The 23,054-nt window shown below is 40.0% G+C and carries 20 protein-coding genes; 12 read left to right on the plus strand and 8 right to left on the minus strand.

Annotation, left to right across the window (positions count from 1 at the left end; genetic code table 11):
- Positions 1-6: 6 nt before the first annotated feature.
- The gene (locus IEV27_RS09755) at positions 7-1,191 is read right to left on the minus strand and encodes an MFS transporter (protein WP_188377269.1); all 1,185 of its coding nucleotides are present in this window, start codon (positions 1,189-1,191) and stop codon (positions 7-9) included.
- Positions 1,192-1,470: 279 nt separating this feature from the next.
- Between IEV27_RS09755 and IEV27_RS09760 the strand changes: the two genes are divergently transcribed.
- The 6 genes from IEV27_RS09760 to IEV27_RS09785 all read left to right on the plus strand — a co-directional run bounded on the left by IEV27_RS09760 (position 1,471) and on the right by IEV27_RS09785 (position 8,027).
- Positions 1,471-1,959, plus strand: coding sequence for a PTS sugar transporter subunit IIA (locus tag IEV27_RS09760; protein ID WP_188377270.1), 489 nt, complete (start codon positions 1,471-1,473; stop codon positions 1,957-1,959).
- 17 nt (positions 1,960-1,976) lie between these two features.
- Complete coding sequence (treP, locus tag IEV27_RS09765; protein WP_188377271.1) at positions 1,977-3,386, plus strand: PTS system trehalose-specific EIIBC component; 1,410 nt, start codon at positions 1,977-1,979, stop codon at positions 3,384-3,386.
- 27 nt (positions 3,387-3,413) lie between these two features.
- On the plus strand, positions 3,414-5,099 hold the full coding sequence (gene treC / locus IEV27_RS09770) for an alpha,alpha-phosphotrehalase (RefSeq protein WP_188377272.1): 1,686 nt from the start codon (positions 3,414-3,416) through the stop codon (positions 5,097-5,099).
- 24 nt (positions 5,100-5,123) lie between these two features.
- Entirely contained in the window at positions 5,124-5,837 is a 714-nt protein-coding gene (gene treR / locus IEV27_RS09775) for a trehalose operon repressor (RefSeq protein WP_188377273.1), read from the plus strand.
- A 120-nt stretch (positions 5,838-5,957) separates the two neighbouring features.
- On the plus strand, positions 5,958-6,461 hold the full coding sequence (locus IEV27_RS09780; protein ID WP_188377274.1) for a DUF6933 domain-containing protein: 504 nt from the start codon (positions 5,958-5,960) through the stop codon (positions 6,459-6,461).
- Positions 6,462-6,620: 159 nt separating this feature from the next.
- Positions 6,621-8,027: an MBL fold metallo-hydrolase gene (locus IEV27_RS09785; protein ID WP_188377275.1), complete on the plus strand. Its 1,407-nt coding sequence runs from the start codon at positions 6,621-6,623 to the stop codon at positions 8,025-8,027.
- Between the two features lie 279 nt (positions 8,028-8,306).
- Here IEV27_RS09785 and IEV27_RS09790 read toward each other — a convergent pair whose 3' ends face one another.
- Positions 8,307-9,590, minus strand: a complete 1,284-nt coding sequence (locus IEV27_RS09790) for a helix-turn-helix domain-containing protein (protein WP_188377276.1) — start codon at positions 9,588-9,590, stop codon at positions 8,307-8,309.
- A gap of 341 nt (positions 9,591-9,931) precedes the next feature.
- Here IEV27_RS09790 and IEV27_RS09795 point away from each other — a divergent pair, with 341 nt between their 5' ends.
- Positions 9,932-11,881: an aconitate hydratase gene (locus IEV27_RS09795; protein WP_188377277.1), complete on the plus strand. Its 1,950-nt coding sequence runs from the start codon at positions 9,932-9,934 to the stop codon at positions 11,879-11,881.
- 36 nt (positions 11,882-11,917) lie between these two features.
- On the opposite strand, the gene IEV27_RS09800 is transcribed toward IEV27_RS09795, so the two are convergent.
- The 3 genes from IEV27_RS09800 to IEV27_RS09810 all read right to left on the minus strand — a co-directional run bounded on the left by IEV27_RS09800 (position 11,918) and on the right by IEV27_RS09810 (position 13,692).
- Positions 11,918-12,871, minus strand: coding sequence for a ring-cleaving dioxygenase (locus IEV27_RS09800; RefSeq protein ID WP_188377278.1), 954 nt, complete (start codon positions 12,869-12,871; stop codon positions 11,918-11,920).
- Positions 12,872-12,990: 119 nt separating this feature from the next.
- Entirely contained in the window at positions 12,991-13,146 is a 156-nt protein-coding gene (gene sda, locus IEV27_RS09805; RefSeq protein WP_188377279.1) for a sporulation histidine kinase inhibitor Sda, read from the minus strand.
- 18 nt (positions 13,147-13,164) lie between these two features.
- Positions 13,165-13,692 carry a helix-turn-helix domain-containing protein gene (locus IEV27_RS09810; protein WP_188377280.1) on the minus strand — a complete coding sequence of 176 codons (528 nt, stop codon included), beginning with the start codon at positions 13,690-13,692 and terminating at the stop codon, positions 13,165-13,167.
- Positions 13,693-13,979: 287 nt separating this feature from the next.
- On the opposite strand from IEV27_RS09810, the gene IEV27_RS09815 reads away from it, so the two are divergent.
- On the plus strand, positions 13,980-14,591 hold the full coding sequence (locus IEV27_RS09815) for a trimeric intracellular cation channel family protein (RefSeq protein WP_188377281.1): 612 nt from the start codon (positions 13,980-13,982) through the stop codon (positions 14,589-14,591).
- 35 nt (positions 14,592-14,626) lie between these two features.
- Here IEV27_RS09815 and cysK read toward each other — a convergent pair whose 3' ends face one another.
- The 3 genes from cysK to IEV27_RS09830 form a co-directional block, all read right to left on the minus strand.
- Positions 14,627-15,556: a cysteine synthase A gene (gene cysK, locus IEV27_RS09820; protein ID WP_188377282.1), complete on the minus strand. Its 930-nt coding sequence runs from the start codon at positions 15,554-15,556 to the stop codon at positions 14,627-14,629.
- 96 nt (positions 15,557-15,652) lie between these two features.
- Entirely contained in the window at positions 15,653-16,309 is a 657-nt protein-coding gene (locus IEV27_RS09825) for a YpmS family protein (protein ID WP_188377283.1), read from the minus strand.
- 18 nt (positions 16,310-16,327) lie between these two features.
- A complete protein-coding gene (locus IEV27_RS09830; RefSeq protein WP_188377284.1) occupies positions 16,328-17,272 on the minus strand; it encodes an SGNH/GDSL hydrolase family protein in 945 nt (314 codons plus the stop codon).
- Positions 17,273-17,515: 243 nt separating this feature from the next.
- Here IEV27_RS09830 and IEV27_RS09835 point away from each other — a divergent pair, with 243 nt between their 5' ends.
- From IEV27_RS09835 to IEV27_RS09850, 4 genes are all read left to right on the plus strand, one after another.
- Complete coding sequence (locus tag IEV27_RS09835) at positions 17,516-19,774, plus strand: ATP-dependent DNA helicase (protein WP_188377285.1); 2,259 nt, start codon at positions 17,516-17,518, stop codon at positions 19,772-19,774.
- 181 nt (positions 19,775-19,955) lie between these two features.
- On the plus strand, positions 19,956-21,215 hold the full coding sequence (locus IEV27_RS09840; protein ID WP_245345375.1) for an L-lactate MFS transporter: 1,260 nt from the start codon (positions 19,956-19,958) through the stop codon (positions 21,213-21,215).
- 85 nt (positions 21,216-21,300) lie between these two features.
- Entirely contained in the window at positions 21,301-21,891 is a 591-nt protein-coding gene (locus IEV27_RS09845) for a biotin transporter BioY (protein WP_188377286.1), read from the plus strand.
- Between the two features lie 87 nt (positions 21,892-21,978).
- Entirely contained in the window at positions 21,979-23,052 is a 1,074-nt protein-coding gene (locus IEV27_RS09850; RefSeq protein WP_188377287.1) for a PQQ-dependent sugar dehydrogenase, read from the plus strand.
- Positions 23,053-23,054 lie beyond the last annotated feature (2 nt).

Consider the following 23,054-nt stretch of genomic DNA (forward strand, 5'->3'; position numbering starts at 1 on the left):
GCATGGTTAGGTAGAAGATGCATTTGCATTTATACTCGTATCTTTACGAACGGCAATCACTAAGACAATCCCGCATAGAACAAGAAGCGCGCTTGTCACAAAAAAGACTGACGAAAAGCCATACCACCCAGAAAGCATCCCTCCCAGGGCAGGGCCGATAATGTTGCCGAGGAAGCGCAAGCTTGTGTTATAACCAAGAACTTCTCCCTGCATAGCGATGGGGGCTTGCTGGCGGATATAAGCCGTTCGGACAGGAATGATTCCGCCGATGGATATACCAAGAAGGAAACGTAAAATGACTAATTGCCAAATATTTGTTACGAAAGCCGCAGGGAAGTAGACAAGGCCCGCCATAAATAATAGAAAAATAAGGATCCTTATATAGCCTTGATGATCAGCGATGGTTCCCCAACGTCTGGCCATCATCAAATTCCCCAACCCTGCCGCTGAAAAAGCAATCCCCGAAAACAGAGCTAAGTTTTCCGGGCCGTGTAAATCTTCTACGTATAAGGAAAGGATCGGCTGAATACTAAAGTGCGCTACTTGTATAAATAATGAAATCACCATAACGACAAGTAATACAGGGTTCTTTACGATGTGAGCAATGACTTCTTTTGATGTATAACTTGATTTTTCATCTTCTTCTTTATCTATTTGTTGTTCGCGAATTCCGAAGAAGACGATAAACGCCGAAATAAAGACGAATATCGAAACAATTTGAAAAGTCATGCCATATCCAATGGAATCCGCGATAACTCCTCCCATCATCGGTCCAAGAAGCGTCCCTGTAATACTTCCTGTTTGCAGCGTTCCAAGTACACGTCCAGCCATATGTTTAGGTGTTTGGGTAGCAATTAACGCTTGTGACATTGGAATAAAACCTGTGAAAATCCCCATAAAAAAACGCAGGAAAAATAGTTCCCACACAGATGAAGCAAAGCCCATAAGTAAAACTGATAAGGCTAACCCGGTAGAGGAAATAATTAAGATGTTTTTTCTTCCATAACGGTCTCCTATTTTCCCCCAGATAGGAGAGAAGAGAAAAGCCGTTACAAACGTAATACCAAATACCCACCCCGACCAAGTCTGGACATACGAACTAGAAAAATCACCGAGATCATCTATATATAACGATAAAAAAGGCAATACCATTGTAATGCTGCCCGCAATAAAAAAGTTTGCGAACCACATAATCCAAACGTTACGTTTGGCTCTTTGCTCTTGAGTAAGGATAGCAACCCCTTCTTCCTCCGGTATTTCGTTACACTAAATACTTATACCATACTAGTTGCTCACGTATAAAGTAAACAAACTAGTGTAAATCTTCCACATCAGGGAATCTATAATTAATAAAAAAATTCTAGTTATAAAACGCTTGCAAAACTTGTATATACAAATTATAATCGTAGATGAATTTTGTATATACAAGTTGGTTGAATGTAAGTGTAAGCGGTTAAGGAGGAAGTCTTCATGTTAAAGAAACTTTTTGGACATAGAGAGAAAACAGTGGAGGTGGTTGCCCCGGTTAATGGCGAAATCGTTGACTTAAAAAAAGTGCCCGACCCTGTTTTTGCAGAAAAAATGATGGGTGAGGGATTAGCGATTAAGCCGGCAGACGGAGAAGTAGTGAGCCCGGTAAACGGGGAAGTCGTTCAGCTTTTCCCTACAAACCATGCTGTAGGATTGAAAACAAAAAGCGGTGTTGAAGTTCTCATTCACATCGGCTTAGAAACTGTAAGCATGGAGGGTGAAGGGTTTACTGCCCACATATCCCAAGGAGATAAGGTGAGAGCTGGAGACAAACTAATTTCCTTTGAGAAAGGTCTTGTCGAAGAGAAAGCAAAGAGTACGGTAACACCGATTATAATTACGAATAGCAACGATGTTAACGTTGAAGTAAAAGAAGAGACGAAAGCCGCAGCTGGTACAACCGTACTTATGAATGTGCATAGCGAATAAATTGAGGAGGGAAGAATATGAATCACAAAAAACAAGCCGAATTAATACTTGAGGCTATTGGTGGTAAAGAAAATATTAATGCTGCCACTCACTGTGTTACACGTCTTCGGTTAGCGTTAAATGATGAAGGCATTGTCGATGATCAAAAGTTGAATGATATTGAAGCCGTGAAAGGGTCTTTTTCTACAAATGGTCAGTTCCAAATTGTAATAGGCCAAGGGACGGTAGATAAAGTTTATAAAGAATTAGTAGCTATTGCGGGAATTGGCGAGTCTTCTAAAGAAGAAGTGAAAGAAGCTTCTGCCAAGAAAATGAATCCGCTTCAGCGAGGCATTAAAACGTTAGCTGATATTTTTATTCCTATTTTACCTGCCATCGTTACAGCTGGTTTGCTATTAGGGATTAACAACATATTAACAGGTCCAGGAATCTTTTTTGATGAAGAATCTATTATTGATGTCTATCCTCAATGGGAAGGCATAGCAAACATGATTTTCATTATCGCTAATACCGCCTTCGCCTTTTTACCAGGCTTAATAGGGTGGTCGGCTGTTAAGAGATTTGGCGGCAACCCGCTTCTCGGTATTGTGTTAGGACTTGCTCTTGTACACCCAGATTTACTTAGCGCGTGGTCTTACGGTGATGCTGTAGAAGAAGGATCCGTACCGGTATGGAATTTATTTGGCTTGGAAATTGATAAGATCGGCTATCAAGGACAGGTATTACCCGTACTTGTCGCTGCCTGGGTGATGACGAAGATTGAACTCTTTATGCAGAAACGGACCCCAGATGCGATTCAGCTCTTGGTTGTTGCACCTGTTGCTTTGCTTGTTACTGGTTTCTTAACTTTCATTCTAATTGGACCTGTAACGTTTGCTATTGGTAACTTTATTACAGACGGACTTGTTGGCATCTTTGATGCAGCTGCAGCTCTTGGTGGTTTAATTTATGGTGGTTTGTATGGAGTAATGGTAATCACAGGTATGCACCATACTTTCTTAGCTGTAGATATTCAATTAATTGGCAGCACGAATACAACATTCCTGTGGCCAATGCTGGCACTATCAAACATTGCCCAAGGTTCTGCCGCGTTTGCCATAATGCTTGCTTCACGTGATGAGAAGCTCAAAGGTTTAGGGCTATCCTCAGGTATATCTGCTTGGTTAGGTGTAACAGAACCTGCTTTATTCGGGGTAAACTTACGATTTAAGTACCCATTTATCATTGCAATTTCGTCTTCTGCTATTGCAGGGCTTTATATCTCTTCTCAAGGCGTATTAGCTAACTCTATTGGTGTCGGTGGTGTGCCAGGAATATTCTCCATCGTCACTCAGTACTGGTTTGACTTTATTATTGGAATGGTGATCGTTATCGTTCTACCAATTATAGCCACTTATCTATATGCAAAACGCAAACGTGACGTTTAAGAAATTATCGAAATGGAGGAAGCTCATATGACCGCACAACCATGGTGGAAAAAAGCTGTCGTTTATCAGATTTATCCTAAAAGCTTTAATGATACAACAGGAAATGGTGTGGGCGACATCCAAGGTATCATTGAAAAGTTAGACTACCTTAAAACACTCGGGGTCGATGTCCTTTGGCTCACCCCGATGTACAAATCCCCGCAGAATGATAACGGGTATGATATTAGTGATTATTACGATATTCACGATGAATATGGAACAATGCAAGATTTTGAAAGGCTTCTCGAGGAAACGCATAAACGCGGGATGAAGTTGATTATGGATATTGTCATTAATCACACATCTACTGAACATGAATGGTTTCAAGAAGCGAAGAAATCAAAAGATAACCCTTACCGTGACTATTATATTTGGAAGGACCCAGTCGACGGGGGACCTCCAAACAACTGGCAGTCTAAATTTGGCGGGAATGCTTGGGAGTATGACGAGAAGACAGGTCAATATTATTTACACTTATTTGATGTTACTCAAGCCGATCTCAACTGGGAAAACGATGAAGTAAGAGAAAAGCTTTATGAGATGATGCGTTTCTGGGGAGAAAAAGGAGTCGATGGTTTCCGTCTGGATGTCATCAACTTAATTTCTAAAGATCAAGATTTTCCAAACGATGACGGAAGCGTCGCCCCAGGTGACGGACGTAAATTTTATACTGACGGGCCCAAGGTTCATGAATATATGAAGGAAATGAATCGAGAAGTATTTACGCCTTACGACTTAATGACTGTAGGAGAAATGTCCTCAACGACAATTGAACACTGCATTCGTTACACTGCTCCTGAACGTAAGGAACTAAGTATGACTTTCAACTTCCATCATTTAAAGGTTGACTATCCAAACGGAGAAAAATGGACGAAAGCCCCGTTTGATTTTCAGCAGCTAAAACAAATTCTTTCCACATGGCAGGAAAAGATGAATGAAGGCAGTGGATGGAATGCTTTATTCTGGTGTAACCACGATCAGCCTCGAGTACTATCCAGATTTGGGGATGATGTAAATTACCCTGAAGAATCAGGCAAAATGCTGGCGACGACCATTCACATGATGCAGGGAACCCCTTATATTTATCAAGGAGAAGAGTTTGGTATGACGAACCCTAAATTTGAATCAATTTCCCAGTACAGGGATATTGAATCATTGAATGCCTTTAAGCTTCTGAAGGAAAAAGGGATGGACGAAGCGGAGATCCTAGAAATATTAAAACAAAAGTCACGCGATAACTCACGTACTCCAGTTCAATGGAATGATGAACAAGAGGCTGGATTTACAACTGGCACACCTTGGATTCCTGTAGCGAGTAATTATCCAGAAGTAAATGCAAAGAAAGTGATGAAAAAAGAAGACTCGATTTTTACTCATTATCAGAAATTAAACGAGCTTCGTAAAACTCATGACATCATTACTCATGGAGATTACCAGTGGATCGATCAAAAGGACGAGCAGGTCTTTGCTTATATGAGACAGTGGAATGATGAAACGCTTCTTGTGGTGAACAATTTCTATGGAGAAGAAACCGTGTTTGAACTGCCACAAAACCTAAAGCTTCAAGGTGAGCCGGAAGTGTTGATCAACAACTATGAACAGCCATCGACGGACTATCGTCAAGTGAAACTGCGTCCATATGAATCCATCGTTTACCATTTTAACGCGAAGTGATAGGATAGTAGCGGTGATGTGAACATGAAAAATAAATATCTTGTCATCTACAACGACTTAGTTCAGATGATTCAGCAAGGGGAGTTCATGGCAGGGGATACATTGCCTTCTGAACATGATCTCTCCCAACAATTTTCTACCTCAAGAGAAACGATACGTAAATCGTTAAACCTTTTATCTCAAAATGGATACATCCAAAAAGTGAGAGGGAAGGGATCAGTCGTATTAGATCAAAATAAGTTTGAATTTCCTGTTTCCGGGCTCACAAGTTTTAAAGAACTATCCGATCAGCTTGGCCAAAACTTTAAAACACATGTGCACGAAGTGTTCGTAGAAACCGCTGATAATCGATTGCGCTCCAGGTTAAATTGTGAGAGAAACGTAAAGATTTGGAAAGTATCCCGTTCTAGAGAAATTAATGGGGAACGCGTTATTCTTGATAAAGACTACATCCGAGAAGACATTGTACCTAACTTGACGAAATCAATAGCTGAAGCCTCGATATATGAATACATTGAAAACGAATTAGGATTAGATATCAGTTTTGCTAAAAAAGAAATCGTCGTTGAACAAGTAACGGAAGAAGATCAAAAGTATTTAGATGTAGAAGAACATTCGCAAGTCGTCGTTATACGAAGCTATGTCTATCTTGCAGACGCGACATTATTCCAATTTACAGAATCTAGACACAGGCCGGATAAGTTTCAATTTGTTGATTTCGCAAGGCGAACAAAATAACAGCCTATGATTTATAATCATAGGCTGTTTTTTGTATAAGATAAGAAAATGGATATGAGTATGTGAAATCGTTTGGACCTGTTACACTAGGGGAAAGAAATCAACAAGAGGTGGAACTGGATGTTTGTCATTGGAGCAACGCAAAAACTAACGAAAGAAATCAATAAAGAACTAGAAGCACCTGATCAGTATAAGGATATTCCTGCGATCTATAAGTGGCATGCCAACTTGATTACAGTTAATCGTAGAAAGTGCTTAATCATTATGAACAATGAAACAGGGATCAACCTTATTTTATTTGGCCTTCAAAAACAGCAGTTTGAAAACTTAAACAGCGTGATTAAAGGGTCACTAAAGCAATTACTCCAGCTAGTGAAAGTGGAAGAAGAGGTTATCAACGAATTATTGAAAGAAGCTGAGCCTGTCGTTTATACAAAAACAGAGAATCGCCAAATCCTCGGGATGATGAATCAAGTTCAATCTTTAGTAGAAGATGCTACTGACGGATTAGATTATGAAGCCATTGACGCATCTGAGATCAATTATGTCAGCAATGCCGAGCTTTTATTTACACCTATAGGCAAACCGCCTGTTGAAGCATTGCGCGAATACTTCGATAAATAAAACCGCACCCATTTCGGGTGCGGTTTTTTTGGTTTGAAGGTTTAAGTGATAACGGCTTGTGAATAGGGTATTAATAAAACAACGTGTATATGTTTACAAAATACCTACAGGGGTATATAATTCTATGTGTAAATGAAATAAATTACGGAGGGATCACAAATGTTTTTTAAATCATTCTTTGATGAAAACTTAGCACAAATGTCTTATATGGTCGGTTGCCAAAAGACGGGAGAAGCTTTAGTTATTGATCCTGCAAGAGATATAACTCCTTACTTGACTACAGCAAAAAAAGAAGGATTCGACATTACGAGTATTACAGAAACTCACATTCACGCTGATTATTTATCTGGAGCAAGAGAGCTCGCGGAAAAAACGGGCGGGAAGCTCTATCTGTCAGATGAAGGTGATGATGATTGGAAGTATGGATTTGCTAAAGAGTATTCCTACCAATGGCTTAAAGGTGGCGATCATTTTTATGTAGGAAACGTTAAACTAGACGTTCTTCATACTCCTGGTCATACCCCGGAGAGTTTATCTTATCTATTAACCGATGAAGGCGGCGGCTCCAGTGTACCAATGGGTATTTTTACAGGAGACTTCGTGTTTGTCGGTGACGTAGGCCGTCCGGACTTACTGGAGAAAGCAGCTGGTGCATCCGGAAGCTCAGAAGTAGGGGCTAAAGACATGTTTAAGTCCTTGCAACGATTTAAAGAACTGCCTGATTATGTACAAGTATGGCCTGGTCACGGAGCAGGAAGCGCCTGCGGCAAATCGTTAGGAGCAGTGCCATCATCTACGGTTGGGTACGAAAAAATCAATAACTGGGCATTATCTTATGAGGAAGAAGCTTCATTTATTGATGAACTATTAGAGGGGCAGCCAGAGCCTCCTAAGTATTTTACTATGATGAAAAAGTTAAACAAAGAAGGTCCAGCCTTGTTGGATGATCATCAATCGGTAGAAAAAATGAATATTGAACAAACTCAAAAAGCAGTGGAACAAGGAAACGCAGTCATAGATACAAGGTCGAAAGAAGATTTCGCTAAAGGTCACTTACCAGGTACGATTAACCTCCCATTTAATAAAGCATTCGCAAACTGGGCCGGATGGTTAATTAGTTATGACCAAGATATTGTATTAATTAGCGATGAGTCTGAAGTAGAAGATATTCAAATTGCTTTACAATCCATCGGGCTAGATCGCCTTGTCGGATTTGTAAACCAAGATGATGTAGATCAAAAAGACAATTTAGAAACGTATGAAAGCATAACAGCCGACCAGTTAGCCGAGAAGTTCAAAGACCACGAAGATTATATTATCGTCGATGTACGAAATCAATCAGAGTGGGATGAAGAGCATATGGAAGGAGCTTTCCATGTTATGCTTGGCACACTTCCCGACCGTCTAGATGAAATACCAGAAGGAAAGACACCAATTGTCCATTGTCAATCCGGTATTCGTTCAGCAATCGCAACAAGCGTGCTGCAAGCCTATGGATATAAAGATGTACTGAACCTTAAAGGCGGGTTCAGCGCTTGGAAAGAATACGGAGGAAAAGTAGCATAAGTAAAGAAAAAGCGTTGTTCAGCGATAAACTGTTCAACGCTTTTATTCTGGAATAAAAAAATATCCTTACCACAAGGGTAAGGACTAAGAAATTTATAGGTATAGGATTAGGGGAGTGTTCATTAAAACACTAAAGTAAAACTAACAATTAAAACAATCTAACTTAAACTTGCTCAACCACTAAGGGTCTTGGCCAAGTGTCCTCTGCTGTGTCATAAACAATGGGTGCAGCAGCAGAAGCTAATAGTGTCACTAAAGCAAATACAGCTACTAATTTCTTCATAAGAGTATCCCTCCTAAATGAGAATGTTTATTTAACAATTGAATTGCTAACCTAAGGTAAGTAGATGATTTCTTATACATTCTTTGTGTTTCTAATTGATCTGCTAAAAACATAGAGTAGCGAATGATATAAGTATGATTTTTCCTTTCTTGGAAATATGGAATAACCTCATGTTCCAGGAAATCTTGTATATCAGGTGTATCATTGAGCAACTTATCATAAAATTCAAAATGTAATTGGTGAGTTTTTGAAGGATGCTCATCTAAACATGCTTTCCCTTTACTCACCCACTGTTTACAACCATCCCAATCGCCAAGTTTGTAATGCTCAGTTATAAGACCATGAATACTATTTAGTAATTCAAAAGAGTTTGGGGAGGAATCTGAATCCCCTGAATACTCTAGACTTTTCTTATAATTAGTTATAGCGGCTTGGTGGTTATCTAAGCGTGATTCTAGTACTCCAATATTAATGTATACTAATTTCAACTGTTGAAAATCATTAGTTTGCAAAGCAATTTTTCTTGCTAAATGGTAATTTTCAAGTGATTTAGCATAATTTTTAAGGCGACTAAAGTTAATACCGAGAACTATATGACAATCAGCACTCTTAGAAAGATCATAATGTGATTGGTAAATTTCTAGAGCGTGATCAGCGTAATAGTTAGAAGCCGATATATGATTGGCTTGACTAGTACTTAGTGCAAGTAAGTAATAGAGATCACTTGTCTCCCATTTCTCGATTTCTACAGTAAAACTATAGTTCTTAGCCTCCATCAACTCTTGAAATGCATCATTGAAATCGCCTTTATAGTATTTAACTAAGCCTGAGATTAAATGAAAATAAAACTCCATTTCTTCATCAAAAGTATCTTTGTGCTGCTTTAAATCTTCCCATGTTTCGTAAGCCTTCTCTACCTCGTTTTCTAACAAGAGATAGCGAATGCGAAACAATTCATAGAAAATATACAATTGATGGTTATCCAGCGTGTTTTTCTGCTGATGGAGTTCATCTCTTAACCTTCTTGCAACATCTTTCTGCTTGAAAACAATAGCTTCATACCATTCCCTCAATTTTTCCTTGGAAGGGTGGTTGAAATTTGATTCATTAAAGTCAATTCCAAGCCTCTCGTAAAGCAATTCAAGCACTTCAATGGCCGGAACCGTCTGATCGTTTTCGATCTTCGAAAGATAGGCTGCCGAAATGATGCCATCAGCTAGCTGGTTCTGAGTTAAACCTTGTTTAACTCGATGAAATCGAAGCGCTTTACCATATTCCATTATTCACACACCTAGTTGATCAACTGTCGATTTGATTAAATGTTGCGCTTTCAAATCTATTTTCAGAATACACGTTCGATGAAATTTTTTCAACTATATTCCCTAGTTTCCCAAGTCAGTCTTTTTTCATAGCTTAAGAGGGGTTAAAAAGGACCAACTTTCACAGATTTTATTCTATAAAAGAGGTTTATCTTTTAGAAAATTGATAAACAAGTCCAATATATGACGCTATTTTCCAATTATACCTTAATTGGGTTATGAGTAAACTCCCCAATAAAAGGGTATAAATGGTATAGGATCGCTTTTTTTGATTGTACGATGTAAAGAGGGAGGAAAACAAAATGGGATATAATGTCACTCAAAAGTTAATTAAGGATCATTTAGTCAAAGGAGAAATGACTCCTGGTTCGGAAATAGGATTAAAGATTGATCAAACGTTAACGCAAGATGCGACAGGAACGATGGTTATGCTTGAGCTTGAAGCGATGGGTATTGATCGTGCCAAGACAGAAGCCTCCGCTCAGTATGTTGATCATAATTTAATACAAGAGGACAGCAAAAACCCTGATGATCATTTGTTTTTAGAGAGTGCAGCTAAGAAATTTGGACTTTATTTTAGTCGTCCAGGAAATGGAGTAAGCCATCCCGTTCATATGCAGAGGTTAGCTAAACCGGGTCAAACCCTGCTAGGATCTGACAGTCATACGTGTGCGAACGGTTGTATGGGAATGCTTGCTATGGGGGCCGGAGGAATTGATGTAGCGATGGCAATTGCTGGAGAGCCTTTCTATGTGAAAATGCCTAAAGTATGGGGAGTGAAGGTAACAGGAGAATTCCCTGAGTGGGTAAGTGCCAAGGATGCTATTTTAGAAATGCTTCGCCGCCATGGAGTAAAAGGCGGAGTTAATCATATTTTTGAGTATTATGGACCAGGTTTAAAGAATTTGTCAGCGATGGACCGCCATGTTATTGCGAATATGGGAGCTGAATTAGGAGCCACTGCTACGGTTTTTCCTTCAGATGAGGAAACTAGAAAATACATGAAGCTTCAGGGTCGAGAAGATGAATGGAAAGAGTTAACGGTAGATGATGGTGCTGCGTATGATCGTCATGATGAACTTGATTTATCCAGCCTAGAACCAATGATTGCTAAGCCATCCAGTCCTGGTAACGTCGTTCCTGTAAGAGAAGTAGAGGGTGAAGAGATCTACCAGTCTTACATTGGTTCTTCAGCTAATCCAGGCTATCGAGATTTTGCCATAGCCTCAAAGATTGTCGAAGGGCGACACATTGCTAATGGTTTATCATTTGATTTGAACCCAACTTCAAGGCAAATGCTCATCGATCTTTCCCAGCAAGGTCACATTGCTAATTTTCTTCAAGCAGGTGCACGATTACACCAAGCGGGATGTAATGGTTGTATAGGAATGGGGCAGGCACCCGCCTCAGGACGAAATAGTTTGCGTACAACACCGCGAAACTTCCCCGGCCGTTCTGGTACAAAAGAGGATAGCGTGTTTTTATGCAGCCCTGAAACTGCTGCGGTTTCAGCGTTAACAGGTAAAATTACCGACCCAAGAAATGCAGGATTTGATTATCCTAAGGTTCAAGAGTTAGAACAACCTACGATTGATACGGACCTTCTTGATGCTCCATTGCCTCAAGAAGAAGCTGAACAAGTGGAACTAGTGAAAGGACCTAATATTGCCTCTATCCCTAAAATGGATGAACTTCCTAATGATATGGAATTGCCGATCTTATTAAAAGTAGGAGATGACATTTCAACGGATGAAATCTTAGCCGGAGGAGCAAGAGTCCTTCCTTATCGAAGCAACCTTCCAGAGATCAGTAAGTTTACTTTTGAAATTGTTGATGATACCTATTATGACCGGGCGATGAAGCAAAAAGAAGACGGAGGTCATGTGATCGTTGGAGGTACAAACTACGGTCAAGGCTCCAGTCGGGAACATGCCGCTTTAGCCCCTCGGTATATGGGATTAAGAATTGCGATTGTCAAAGACTTTGCGAGGATTCATTGGCAGAACTTAGTTAATTTTGGGATCTTGCCATTAACCTTTTCTAATGAAGATGATTTTGAGAAGATTGAGCAAGGAGATACACTTTTATTTAAAGATCTCCGGAAGAAAATCCACAGTAAGGATGGATTTGAAGTAGAACTTAAAGGTAAGAATCAAACGATACAAGTAGAACATGCCCTATCTCCTCGACAATTGGAAATGATGGAGAAAGGCGGACTAATCAATTGGTTAAAAGATCGTTTAGACGAGTAACAAAGAAACCTACGGCCTCCCAGCCGTAGGTTTTATTTATGAGCGATTTGTGTCTAATGGTGTTAAACTTTGTTCAATTTCCTCACGTTGAGCTTCTAAAAAGGGAGGAAGGGAAAGGCTTTCTCCTAAATGATCCATGTCTTCATCTGTAGCGAAACCAGGACCGTCTGTAGCAAGTTCGAATAGAATGTGATTAGGTTCTCTAAAGTAGAGCGATTTGAAATAAAAACGATCAACAAGTCCGGAATTTGGAAAACCGGCTTTTTGGATGATTAGCCTCCATTGCTCAAGTTCTTGTTCATCTTCGACACGAAAAGCTACGTGGTGGACGCTTCCTCGACCTGGTCGTTCACGAGACAAATCCGTGCGTTCCTCAATATGAACTTCAGCTCCTGTGCCGCCTTCGCCTGTTTCAAGTACGAGCTTGTTGTCGAATCGACCTACTTCTCTGAAGCCTAATATTTCAGTAAGTACCTGCTTCGTAGGAGCTAAATTAGCAACAGTTAAATGAACCGGCCCTAGTCCGGTAATCCCACGATTTAGTGGGATGACACTTTTCCCCCAAGGCTGACCTGACGCTACACCTTTATTATTTTCATCGGAGACAAGCATAAGCCTCTGTCCTTCTGGATCCCTGAATGGTAACGTTTTTCGATTAGCGTACTCTTTGATAGGATCTTGATCTACGTTTAATTGCTTGAACCGTTCTTGCCAAAAACGTAACGTTTCATCATTTTTCACCCTTAATGAGGTAGTGGAAATACTATGAGTACCGGGGTAAGTATTTCCGGCTCTCGGTATCTCAAAGAAAGTGAAATCTGTGCCCGGGTTGCCTTTTTCATCAGCGTAAAATAGGTGGTACATAGATGTATCATCTTGGTTTACCGTCTTTTTTACTAGACGCATACCGAGTACATTTGTATAAAAATCATAATTCTTTTTTGCATTAGCCGTTATAGCGGAGACGTGATGTATCCCTTTAATATGCATGGTAACCCCTCCTGAAGATTAATTGTAAATAATCTCGAATTCAAGATAATAATACAGCAGGGTTAGAAAATTGTCAATTTCAAGAAGTGAACTTTCATACACAAATAAAAAAGCGAACATTATAAGTTCGCTTTTTTGCTGCGTTCCTCTTTTTCGCTCTCTCTTTCTAGGATCTCTTTACGTATCCACTGGATGAACTCCTCATCCAAATCTAATTCTACTGCTCTTCGATAAGTAATCATGAGAATTCGAAGAGGAAGGTGCTCTAAATTCATTGGGAGGACCCCCTTACTCTATGTTAGAAGTTCAGTCGAAACTGTAGCTACACCAATCAGTTGATTCCCATCATTATATATAGGCTGTGCGAAAACGTCATAAGTGATGAGACCATCTGATAATGGGAAAGAAACGTATTGTCTGATCGGCTTTTTAGTCTCAATCACTTTCCGCTTAATTTTCATTAGGCCGATGGTTCCTTCGTTGTGATCGAGCTCGTCATCTCTTTTGCCGATGATAACATCTGTGTTGAAGTCAGGGTGAGGGTTAAACATCCATGTGTACCTTAATTCTAAGTCACAATGAGCGACGATGATCGGGGAGTTTCTTAGCGCTGTAGTGAAAGGTTCGCTAAGATGTTCAGGGAAAAAGAGAAAGGTATTAATGTTTAAAAAGCTGGCAATTTGTGAAGCTACTGCCATGCTCGGGTTTCTAGTCCCGCTCTCTATTTGAGCATAGTAGGCACGATCAATATGAGCGCCCTCTGCAATTTGCTGCTGTGTAAGTTTTCTTTCTTTTCTAAGTTGAATGAGCCAGTCTCTCATTATTCATCACACCCAATATGTCTATTGTCCTACTTAACATATTCGCAGTCCTGCACTTAGTATCCTTGTGGCAGTTTGCAACAAAATTAGTCCATGATTTTATATTCCCCATTTCAAAAAAAATATTCCTTCATTGCCCTTATTGTGATAGGCGTTATAGAAAGGTTTGTCCGTCATTTTATAAGGTAAATGATTCTTTTATGCTAATCAATAGTAGGAATTTCTGCTATGATAAATCAGGTTGGAGAATTAAAGTTTTTCAACATGCTATAGATAGGGGAATTTGTATGTCTTTAGAAATATTAAATGTAATTGCTGTGAGCGCTTTTGCTTTTAGCGGAGCGATTGTGGCTCTTAGTGAAAGATACGATATATTTGGTACGTTTATTTTGGGAATAGCTACGGCCTTCGCAGGTGGGATTATAAGAAACATGGCTTTAGATGTCCCTGTTGTACATGTGTGGGAGCAGGGGTATTTACTCTACGTAGCTCTTATAACGATAAGTATTGTGTATGTATTCCCTAAAAGCTGGATCATGTTTTGGGATCGGTGGAATATCTATTTAGACGCGATCGGTCTATCTGCTTTTGCGCTGCAAGGGGCTGTGTTTGCAGTGGCCCAAGGCTTTCCATTAGGAGGCATCATATTTGCAGCTATTTTAACTGGAGTAGGCGGAGGAGTGACTCGAGATGTACTTGCCCAGCGCAAACCCATGGTTCTTCATCAGGAAATTTATGCCGTGTGGGCTATGTTGTCTGGGTTGATGGTTGGCATTGGGATGATCGACGTTCAAAGTGAAGTTCAATATTACATCTTATTTATTTTGATCATTGGCTGCCGCGTGTTGTCTTACCATTTAGGGTGGCATTTACGCTTTAGAGACCTCTATCGGCTATAAAAAAACCGCGTGAAAACACGCGGTTTTTGTGTGGGTTATTGACGGAAAAGGTCACCAGAAAGGTAACGTTCTCCTGTATCTGGAGCAATGACGACCACAACTTCTCCAGGTTGCTTTTTCTTGGCTACTTCTATACCTGCCCAGCAGGCAGCGCCGCAAGATGTACCTAATAGTAAGCCTTCCTCGCGAGCCAAACGACGCGTAATATCATAAGCGTCCTCATCGGTAACTTGTAAAATTTCATCGTAAACTTCTTGGTTCAAAATAGAAGGAATGAATCCCGGACTCGTCCCAACTAATTTGTGTTTTCCCGGCTTACCTCCTGAAAGAACAGGAGAACCTGCTGGTTCTGCTACGTGTACCGTCAGTTGTTCATAATGTTTTTTTAGTTCTTCTCCTGTTCCGGTAACCGTTCCTCCTGTTCCTGCTGTTGAAACAAAAGCTGATAAAGGTTTCCCCAGCTCGTTCATTGCTTCAACGATTTCTGAAGCAGTGGTGTGACGGTGCGCGTCAGGATTGGCAGCATTTTCAAACTGCATGGGCATGAACGCGCCATCTACTTCTTCTACAAGTTCTTTGGCCTTAGCAATAGCACCCGGCATTTTTTCATCGCCCGGGGTTAATACGATTTCAGCCCCGTAAGCTTTTAATAAATTGATTCGTTCTTGTGTCATAGTATCAGGCATAACAAGGATTGCTTTATAGCCGCGAGCGGCAGCGTTCATAGCAATTCCTATTCCCGTATTGCCGCTGGTTGGCTCGATAATCGTTGAGCCTTCTTTTAAATAACCGTCATTTTCTGCTTGTACAATCATATTATACGCGGCGCGGTCTTTCACGCTTCCGCTAGGATTGTATTTTTCTAATTTCATGTAAATATCAGCCCCGCCTTTAGGAGCTAACCGATTTAGTTTTACGAGTGGTGTATCGCCTATTAAGTCAGCAATGTTGTCAACGACACGCATGAAGTCACTTCCTTTGTTATTCTTTATTCAAAAGTTTATCATAACTGCTTATTCATACAGAAATACTGTGCTTAAAAAGCAAGAATCAGTCTTCTATTAATTTGAAGAGTTTTCTTCTGGAAATTCATCCTCAACTAAAGCTTCTGCAAAGCTGAACGATCGTTCTGGGAACGAGATCTTAAAAGCTAATTGATTGGAATTAAGGTTGAATCGGTCCACTTCAATATCAATATTACTCTCTGTCTCCATTTGAGTTACAGCAACATAAATATTCTCATCATTGGGGTTCACCGTTACCCATTCTGGGAATTGATAATTTTCAGCTACGAACTCCATAACTTTTTTATTTGGAAGTGGAAGCTGTCCAAGCGATATTCGCTCTTGTTCTAACACTAAATCTCCATTCTCTTGAACGACGGGGTTAAGCTCCACCTTAATGGGAATGGTTTGTTCAAAAGCTCGAATGTTCCCTGCTAATGTAACATTTCGGTCGAGGGAAATGGAGTAATCAAACACGGTTTGAGTCGAAATCTCACTTAAATACTCATTCGCTAACTGCTCTAAATTCTCTTTCGTGGAAACGACAGTAAACTCTGCTTCAGAATCTTGTTTTTCTCTATCCACGTTAACAAGCGTATATGAGCTTGGTAGAAAAACCAAAGATAAAATCCACGCAATAATCGCAACATTAATAATCGCAAGTATAAAAAAAGACGTTTTCCAACGATTCTTTAAAAACATACGCTTTAGCATAAATGCACTCCACCTGTATTATTCCTCTATTTCATCTCTAATATATTCTAACACGCGTTTGGCCATTTGTTTATAGCCTTCCTCATTCGGATGGAAATGGTCTTCCTCCCACAACAGTTCACTTTCATTCCCTTCAAACACATCATTAATAGGGATAAATGAAGCGGTTGGGTATTCCTCTATAACTTCTTCACTAACCGTGTTCCATTCATTCATAATTTGTGCAAGCGCAGGAATATTATCGAAATATTGATTAAAAGGATTATATAATCCAATTAAATAAATGGAAGCATCAGGGTTCGAACGTTCAACTTCTGTTAAAATCTCATTTAATTCATCACGATATTGTTCACGAGCTGGAGAGAAATCGTCATAGCTGAGACTGGTAAAATTATCTTCTATCACTTGTACCACATTATTTGCCCCGATTGTGATCAGCACCAAGTCTGCTTTTTCAACTGAAGATGAGATTTCCTCAGATTCCATTCTAGCGAGCAGCTGATCCGTACGATCTCCGCGTTTGCCAAAATTGTCAATCGTAAAGTTTGCTGTTTCATTATTATCGTTAATGTTATCTTCAAGTATCCCGACATAACCGCCGTTTTCCGTGCCATCTCCAACTCCTTGGGTAAGGGAATCGCCCATGGCTACTACTTCTAAATCATCTCGAATAAAGAGGTTACGTGCATTCTCAATGACTCCGGAGAATACTTCTCGAAGTCCATCACTCACACTGCCTTCTTCCTCTTCAGACGCATCTGAATCTTCATTTTCAGGGTTTTCCTCTTCTTCTGGGTCCTCATTTCCATCGTTGATATTGCTCTCATTCTCTGAATTTTCCTCGCTCACTGGTCCGGAGTCGCTTTGGTGATCGTCTACAGGATTCGTAACAAATGTGAATACAATAAGAGCTAGAAATATAAGGGAGAAGACGAGGAGGAATAGCCACTTTGCTTTTTTCATTTATGATCACACCTGTTGTTGTATTATGAGTTATGATTAGTATATGGATCGTACCCATATTTAGGGATAAAAATAAGTGATTTTAAAGGATGGCAATCACTTATTTAAAAGAACTTTTATAAATGTATTAAATACCTTGTAACCTATATTATAGCACTTAAAACTATAAAATAGACATTCGAAATTCTTGATTTAGAGGTGACGGTAAGAGGTTAAAAGAAATACATAAGGGGGTGCTCAGTCATGTCGGAAAAAGTGAGTATTTCTGTGCGCGAATTGATGGAATATGTATATAGAAGAGGTAGTATAGATGATCGATTTCGGTCAAATACATCCATGCTTGAAGGCACAGCGATTCACCAATCGGTTCAAAAAGAATACGAGGATGAAGATGAAAGTGAAGTTTTCATGAAATGGGATTATAAAACGGCAGAGATAGATGTAAAGATACACGGGCGTTGTGACGGGTTGCTAAAGACTCCAGAGGGTAAAATCATAGATGAAATAAAATCTACCACTCAAGATCTTGAAGACATAACGGAGGCGAGCTATCCAGTCTATTGGGCACAAGCGAAGGGGTATGCTTATATTTATGCGAAAAATGAGGATTTAGAAGAAATAAAGGTGCAGCTTACCTATGTGCAAAAACGGACGAAAGAAAAGAAGCAATTTTTGTTTAATTTTTCCATGAAACAACTAGAAGACTTTATGGAAGAAACAATAGTAGAATATATGTCCTACGCTAAAGTACTATCGTATATTAAGAAGGAAAAAGAGGAATCTATTCCCGATTTAAAATTCCCTTTTCCACATTATCGTAATGGGCAAAGATATTTAGCTGGAGCCGTTTATCGAACTTCACAAGAGAAAAGAAACTTATTTGCCCAAGCTCCTACGGGTATTGGGAAAACGATTTCCACCCTTTTTCCGGCTATTAAATCCATGGAAGAAGGAAAGCAGGAGCGAATCTTTTATTTAACAGCAAAAACTGTGACGAGACTGACTGCTGAGGAAGGATTAGCATTAATGGAAAAGAGCGGGTTACGATTGCGCTCGGTTACGCTAACTGCGAAAGATAAGATATGTTTTAAAGAAGAAACGATCTGTCAGCCTGATTATTGTGAATTCGCTGATGGGTATTACGACCGAATTAATGGAGCTATTATAGACGTGTTGAAAAACGAAACACAAATCACAAGACCCGTCGTCGAAAAGTATGCTCGAAAGCATCGTATCTGTCCGTTTGAATTCTCTTTAGATTTAACAGATGTCGTGGACGTTATTATTGGAGACTATAATTACGTTTTTGATCCAAGAGTAGCGTTAAAACGACTCATGCCAGAGCATAAAAAGAAAACATCTCTTTTAATTGATGAAGCCCATAACTTAGTAGAACGGGCGCGAGAAATGTATTCTGCGACAATTTTCCGCAATTCGTATTGGCAAGTAGAAGAAGAGTGGGGAGAAAAGGATCATAAATTAGCGCAGTCGGCTCAAGCCGTACGTAAAGATTTGCATCGCTTGAATAGTGAAGAGGAATCGACAATTACAGAAATTCCTGGAGAGCTTGAAGAGAACTTAGAACGGTTTATGGAGCGCGCAGAAGGTGTGTTAAGGGAAGAACAAGATGGGGAAGAGACCGAATCCTTACTTGAATGCTATTTTTCTAGTCAAAATTTCGTGAAAATTTTTAGTTTGTTAGACGAACATTATAAAATTATTACCTCCAAAGATGCTTTAAAACTTTATTGCGTAGACCCTTCATTTGTATTAAGAAAGGTCACAGAAATGTTTCGGTCCAGCATATATTTTTCAGCCACTTTATCTCCATTTGCTTATTATAAGGAGATGCTGGGGGGACAAGAAGACGACTACATTTTAAAACTTCCCTCCCCATACGACGCAGATCAAATTAAAGTAACCATTGCACCCTTATCTACTCGTTTTAAAGATAGGGAACAGAACGTTGATAAATTAGCAGAGCTTCTATATAAGCAAGTAAAGAATCAGGAAGGGAATCATTTGTTTTTCTTCCCGTCTTATCAATACATGAATATGGTCTACCAAGCCTTTAAGAAGTTTGTAGATGTAGATACTGTAGAACAAGAATTCGGAATGACAGAAGAAAGAAGAGACGAATTTTTAGCCCAATTTGTTCCGGGGGGATCACTCGTAGGTTTTGCAGTTCTTGGCGGTGTTTTCTCAGAAGGCGTTGATTTACGAGGGAATCGTCTAAACGGAGTGGCTGTAGTTGGAATCGGCTTAGCACCTCGTAGTTTTGAAAAAGAGCTAATAAAGAACTATTTTACTAACCGCGGTAAAAATGGCTACAATTATGCCTATATATATCCGGGAATGAATAAGGTGCTGCAGGCAGGTGGACGTCTTATTAGGTCTGAGGAAGATCATGGCGTCATTCAGCTTGTTGACGACAGATTTCTACAACCAACCTATCAAAAATTACTGCCTGTAGAATGGCAAAATTATAGGATTGAGAAATAAATCATTTCCTGGGAAATAAAAAATAATTATGTCGAAAGAAAGCTCTATGATAGGAAGTTCTCACTAATGGTGAGGAGTTCCTATTTATTTTTTGTCGAATTTGTGAAGGAATAAAAGTTTGAACGTAAGGCATTTAGGTTATCTCTTTACAGAATAGTAAAAAAATATAGGAGGATAGCTTATGTCAGAACGAAAAGTGAAAAATAGGTGGCTGATTGCATTAGGAGCAGTTGGAATACATATTTCAATTGGGTCTGTCTATGCGTGGAGTAACTTCACTGGCCCCCTGGGTGAAGAGTTTGGCTGGACTTCACAACAAGTTCAGTTGACATTCAGCTTAGCCATTCTATTTTTAGGATTATCGGCAGCATTTTTAGGTTGGTTTGTTGAAAAATATGGACCGCGAGTAGCTGGTATTACCGCAGCCATATTCTTTGGAGTTGGTGTGTTTGGTTCCGGGTTTGCCATTCAATGGGAATCCTTATGGGCTTTATATTTCTTTTATGGTGTTTTAGGTGGGATAGGACTGGGTGTTGGATATATTGCTCCTGTCTCCACACTAGTAAAATGGTTTCCTGACCGAAGAGGGTTAGCTACAGGTATGGCCATCATGGGTTTTGGATTTGCTGCTGCAGTAGCAAGTCCGGTCATGGATTGGTTAATCGGTTCTGTAGGAATTGCAATGACCTTCTTTATATTAGGAATTAGTTATTTCACAATAATGATATTGTCTTCATTAAACTTATCACGGCCGCCTGAAGGTTGGACGCCAAAAGGGTATAATCCAGATGAAGAAAAAGATGTGAAATCACAAGATTTGGCGAATATCAGAGCAAAAGAATCGTTAAAAACCAAGCGTTTTTATTACTTATGGATCATGTTGTTTATTAATATCACTTGTGGAATTGCCGTAATTTCGGCAGCTAAGCCTCTTGCTGAAAATAGCGTAGGCATGAGTGCTGGGGCTGCCGCAACTCTTGTGGGTGTCATGGGAGTTTTTAACGGGCTTGGTCGAATTGGCTGGGCTTCTGCTTCCGATTATATAGGCAGATCCAACACATATATTATCTTTTTCGTCTTGCAAATTCCATTATTTATGCTGTTGCCTATCACAACATCTGTTACTCTATTTGTCATTTTCTTTGGTATTATTTACACCTGCTATGGAGGAGGATTCGCCACCCTGCCTGCATTTATTGGTGACTTGTTCGGAACAAAAGAACTAGGCGCTATTCATGGTTACATTCTTACCGCATGGGCAGCTGCTGGCTTAGCCGGTCCTCAATTTGCGGCGATCATGAATGATTTAACTGGCAGTTATGCGAATAGCATGATTTATTTTGGTGCATTATTTATTGTGGCTTTAGTGGTGTCTATCCTAACGAAGATGGACATAAAGAAGAAACAATCTGCAATGAGAGAAGCGCAGTCTACCGGATAAAGGTAAACCTGAACGAAAAATAGGTTGACACAGTTATTTCCCTTCCGATATCTTTAAAACCAGTGATATTCGGGAGGGGTTTTTTATGAAACGATCACGCACCTCCGCTTATGATATGACAATAGGTGCTATGTTTGTTGCGTTAATGGCAGTAGGGGCTAACATTACTGCGGTAGCTCCGTTTTTATCTATTATGAATGTACCTCTTACATTGCAAACCTTTTTTGCCATATTAGCAGGTATCGTGCTTGGCAGCCGCTTGGGCGGATTCGCCATATTCGTATATGCCGCATTAGGAATTGTTGGAGCTCCAGTCTTTGCAGAGTTTTCCGGAGGGGTGTCTACAATCATTTCCCCAACGTTCGGTTTTGTCTTATCTTTTATTGTGTTAGCGTTTATCGTTGGAAAAATAGTGGAAAACAACAGAAGATTTTCAATGTACATGACAGCTTCTATTATAGGAGTAATAATCAATTATTTTATTGGCGTTAATGGGATGTATGCCGCGTTAAACTTTTGGATGGGCGAAGGGGCAGGTATAAGCTATGCTTTAGCTTGGACAAGCATGATGCCTTTCTTAATAAAGGATTTCGCTCTAGCTTTATTAGCAGGTGCTTTTGCCTATCGTCTAGAAAAAGGTATTTTGCACCGGACACCTCTTAGGCAAGCCGTTTAAAACTGGTCCTTTAATGGGCCGGTTTTTTTGTTTGTCTTCCGATAAACTTGTACAATACTAGTAAGCTGAAAACGTGGGGGGAACCGGATGAGTAGAATCGTATGGATGATGCTCTTCTTTTTACTTGCAGCTTGTCAGGCTGGTGAGGAGGGGGGCGGAAGTGAAACTCAGCCCGAAGCGAACGAGCAGGGTCAGATAGAAAATGATGAAAAATTTTATGAAGTGGCTTCAAACCTTGAGTCTCCTTGGGATATTGAAGAAGATGATGGATTATTTCTAATCAGTGAACGGGGAGGCACCATTGCACGGATCTCAAGCGATGATCAAGTTCAAAGAGAACAAGTATTAACGGATAAAGAGATCTCTCAAATTGGTGAAGGTGGGCTGCTTGGCTTAAAGCTGGACCCTGAATTTGAAAATAATCAGTTAGCCTTTGCTTATCATACTTACGAAGAAGCAGGAGAAATTAAGAACAGAGTTATACAGCTGCGTTACACAGAAGGAGAATGGCGGGAAGAGGAGAGTTTACTAGAAAACATTCCGGGCAATAATTTCCATAACGGCGGCAGAATCGAGATCGGACCAGATGATCACCTTTACGTTACGACAGGGGATGCTCAAAGTGAACAGCTTGCTCAAGAGGAAGAGAGTTTAGCTGGGAAGATCCTCCGCATGGATGTAGAAGGAAATATTCCTGAAGATAATCCAATAGACAATTCTTATATATATAGCTTAGGGCACCGTAACCCGCAAGGTATGGATTGGACCGAAGATGGTACATTGTTTGCAACTGAGCACGGGCCTACCAACCACGACGAAGTGAACAAGATTGAGCCTGGTGCGAATTACGGATGGCCTGAAATAGTGGGAGAGGAATCACAAGATGGGTATCAGAAGCCTCTTTTTCAAACAGGCAATGATACGTGGGCTCCTTCGGGAATGACTGTATATAACGACCAGTTGTATGTAGCTGCTTTAAATGGAGAAGCCTTAATGAAGCTTGATACAGACGGGGAACAGCCTGAAGTTGTAACTAGTGATTACGGCAGACTGCGGGATGTGGAATTGGTTGATGAGGAACTATATTTCATAACGAATAACACGGATGGAAGAGGAAATCCAGAAGGTGAAGATGACAAGCTTGTTCGTTTTTATCCATAAAA

Source organism: Halobacillus andaensis (assembly GCF_014636475.1).
In the GTDB taxonomy this organism is placed as follows: Bacteria; Bacillota; Bacilli; order Bacillales; family Halobacillaceae; genus Halobacillus_A; species Halobacillus_A andaensis.